The following is a 3,419-nucleotide window of genomic DNA, read 5'->3' on the forward strand; positions in this document are numbered from 1 at the left end:
GCAATGTCGCCGGCCTTAAAGCCTGGCAGTTGTTCGACAGCCCATTCAATGTCCTGCGGCCAATGGTTTTTGCCATTGATGATGATCATGTCCTTGGCACGGCCAACGATGTAGATATATCCGTTCGACAGATACCCCATGTCACCGGTGTCGAGCCATCCGTCGACCAAGCAAGCATCTGTGGATTCCTTGTCGCGGAAATATTCCTTCATCAAGGACGGGCCAGTGCACCACACTTTGCCAATTGTCCTGTCCGCAACTGCCGCACGGTTTTCGTCGCGGATCTCAATGGTCATGTCTTTTACGGCACGCCCACAATTGACGATTGCGCGATAGCGGACCGGACGGTCCGTCGCGCCAGGGTGGCCTGTAAGCTCGGTCTCTTCAACCAGTTCAACTTGAATGCCCTCACCCGGCGGCATGATCGATACCGCAAGTGTGGTTTCGGCAAGGCCGTAACTTGGCAAGAACGCCGATGCCTTGAACCCCGCATCCCCAAAGGTGTCCACAAATGCCTGCATCACATCAGGCCGGATCATGTCCGCACCATTGCCCGCCAAGCGCCATTTGGACAGGTCAAAGCGGTCGTTCACATTGCTCTGGCTGGAAATCCGCCGCGCGCAAATGTCATAGCCAAATGTCGGTGAGTAACTGATAACCGTGCCGTCAGCGGCACTGATAACGTCAAGCCACGCCAGAGGGCGACGGGCAAAATCCTCAGTCTTCATGTAATCGGTCGACACTTGGTTCGCCACTGGCGACAGAAAACAACCCACAAGCCCCATGTCATGATACCAAGGCAGCCACGACACGCAGCGGTCATTTTCGGTCACTTCCATGCCATGCGAATGCGCCGACAGATTGTTTAACAATGCCTTGTGCGTCACCGCGACACCATGCGGGAAGCGGGTCGATCCGCTCGAATATTGCAGATAGCAAATTTCGTCGGTGCCTGCCGCGGGCAATTCAGCTTTCACCGCAATCCGGTCGCCGAAGCTCTCCCAATCCAAGCCTTCGACACCGCATGCACCCGCGGCATCATTGGCCATGTCGGATAGTTCAGCGGGGAAGAACAATATCTTGGGATCACAGCTTTTCAACTGCACTGACAATTGTTCGACATAGCTTTCCTTACCGCCGAACGATGTCGGTAGCGGCAGTGGGACGGGCCATGCGCCGGCGTAGACGCATCCGAAGAACAACGCGGCAAAATCTGGCCCTGTTTCCGCGACTAAGGCAACGCGATCATCCTTAGTTATGCCATGGCTAATCAACCGATACGCCATTTTCAACGCATCTTCGCGCATTTCGCTATAGGGATAAGGCCGCGCCAATACGCCGCGCATGTCGTGGAAGTTTAACCCACGCTTACCCAATGCCGCATAATCAAGCGCAGCGCCAAGCGTTTCAAAATCGGAAAAACGGCGTTGCAAGCTGTCCTGCGTTGGCGTGGATGCGAGTGCGCTCATAGATTTTCCCATAGCATTTTGGGGCGACGGCCCATGTCATTTTTATCCGTATAGTCCTTTAGCCGAGGATAGCAGTTCAAATTTCGACCCGACTGTGGCAAGAATAGGGCGTGACCCAACCTCGTCCCGCCAAAAACCCCGCTCCACCGTTAAATGAGGAACGGATGCGTCAATTGGCGCTGCATTATGTCGGCAAATATGCGACCACACAGGCGAAATTGGCAGGCTATTTGGCGCGAAAGACGCGCGAACGCGGTTGGGATGGGGAACGGCCGGCGGATATCGCAGGCTTGACCGAACAATTCACGTCTTTGGGCTATATCAACGACGCCCAATTTGCCGAGGCCCGCAGCCGGTCCTTTGTCCGCAGGGGTTTTGGTGAGCGACGGTTGAGTGAGGATTTGCGCGCCAGCGGAATTGGTGACGCCGATGCCATCCATGCCAAAACGCATATGGAAGATAGCATCTTCACCGCTGCCGAAAACTTTGCCAGACGCAAACGTCTTGGTCCCTTTGCACAGGAACCCGCGCCACCGGAGAAACGGAATAAGCAGTTGAACGCTTTCCTGCGTGCGGGGCATAGTTTTGAATTGGCGAAACGGTTTGTATATGCCGAACCCGGCGATGAGATCAGCGACGACTGATTTTAATCATAGACTCGGTCTGCCGTCGCCACCGCCTCTGACGCCCTGAGCGCTGAGATGATGCGCATGAGGTGCTGCAGGTCATGAACTTCCAAATCCACCTCAAACGTATGGAATTCTAAATCGCGCGCGGTCATCCGCAGGTGGATGATATTGGCCTTGTGATAACCGAATATCCCGGCAATTTCGCCCAAGGTACCGGGCCTGTTGTGAATGATCACCCGGAGCCGAGCCGACGCGCCGTCGCTGCCTTGTCCCCAGCTTAAATCGACCCAGTCGGCGTCGGTCCCATTCGCCAATCGGTCGCATTCGATGGTGTGCACCTCAACCGGCTGCCCCGCCTGCCGCAGCCCAACAATCCGGTCACCAGGAATGGGATGACAGCATTCGCCAAGATGATATCCCACGCCCGGGGTCAAGCCACGGATAGAGATTGCTCTTTCCTGCCCCGGAAAATCGGCATAAATGCCATCGGCGTCAAAACCGGGGACCAGTGCCTCCATCAATGCGCGATCGTTGATTTTGCCCAAGCCAATGCGATGCATCAACTCGTCCTCGTCCTCCAGCTTTAAACGCGTCAGCGCCGCCGTTAGCGCCTTTTTGCCGATTTTTGCTGGCATACGCGCAGCGATTTCTTCGTAAAGCTTACGCCCAATCACAACCAGCTCATCACGTTCGCGATGTCGGACATGACGACGGATGGCGGCGCGTGCCTTGCCCGTGGTCACAAAGTTCATCCACGCCTGTTGCGGCTCTTGCGCCTTGGACTTCAATATTTCCACCATGTCACCATTGCGCAACTGCGCGCGCAACGGCACGTGACGGCCATTGACCTTGCCACCTACGGTCTTGTCTCCAAGATCGGTGTGCACGGCATACGCAAAATCAACGACCGTTGACCCCTTCGGCAACTGGTGCAGCGCGCCCTTGGGTGTAAAGGCAAAAATGCGGTCTTGATACATCGCCATCCGCGTGTTTTCGAGAATGTCCTCGGCATCTTGGCTTGTCTCGAGTATCTCGATCAGATCACGCAGCCAGCCTGCCTGCCCATCGGGCTTGTCCGCCTGCTTATACGCCCAATGGGCAGCATAACCATGCTCCGAGTTACGGTGCATATCCGCGCTCCTGATCTGCACCTCGACCCGCATATTTTTGGCGAACATAATCGTCGTATGGATTGATTTATAACCGTTGCGTTTTGGCGTGGAGATAAAATCTTTGAAACGTCCGGGCACCATCTGCCAACGCCGATGCAGCACGCCCAAGGCGCGGTAACAGTCTTCAGTCGTTTCGGTAATGACACGAA

The 3,419-nt window shown here is 55.5% G+C and carries 3 protein-coding genes; 1 reads left to right on the forward strand and 2 read right to left on the reverse strand.

The features are described from left to right. Window positions 1–1,469 (reverse strand): fatty acyl-AMP ligase (locus tag ACILP3_RS10535; RefSeq protein ID WP_395616582.1); only part of this gene is annotated, 1,469 nt, incomplete at its 3' end. A gap of 110 nt (window positions 1,470–1,579) precedes the next feature. On the opposite strand from ACILP3_RS10535, the gene ACILP3_RS10540 reads away from it, so the two are divergent. Beyond that, window positions 1,580–2,113, forward strand: coding sequence for a regulatory protein RecX (locus tag ACILP3_RS10540; protein WP_395616583.1), 534 nt, complete (start codon window positions 1,580–1,582; stop codon window positions 2,111–2,113). 2 nt (window positions 2,114–2,115) lie between these two features. Here the strand turns inward: ACILP3_RS10540 and ACILP3_RS10545 are convergent. After that, a partial coding sequence (locus ACILP3_RS10545; protein ID WP_395616584.1) for a RelA/SpoT family protein occupies window positions 2,116–3,419 on the reverse strand: 1,304 nt, incomplete at its 5' end.

It is taken from the genome of Sphingorhabdus sp., assembly GCF_044239665.1.
In the GTDB taxonomy this organism is placed as follows: Bacteria; Pseudomonadota; Alphaproteobacteria; order Sphingomonadales; family Sphingomonadaceae; genus Sphingorhabdus_B.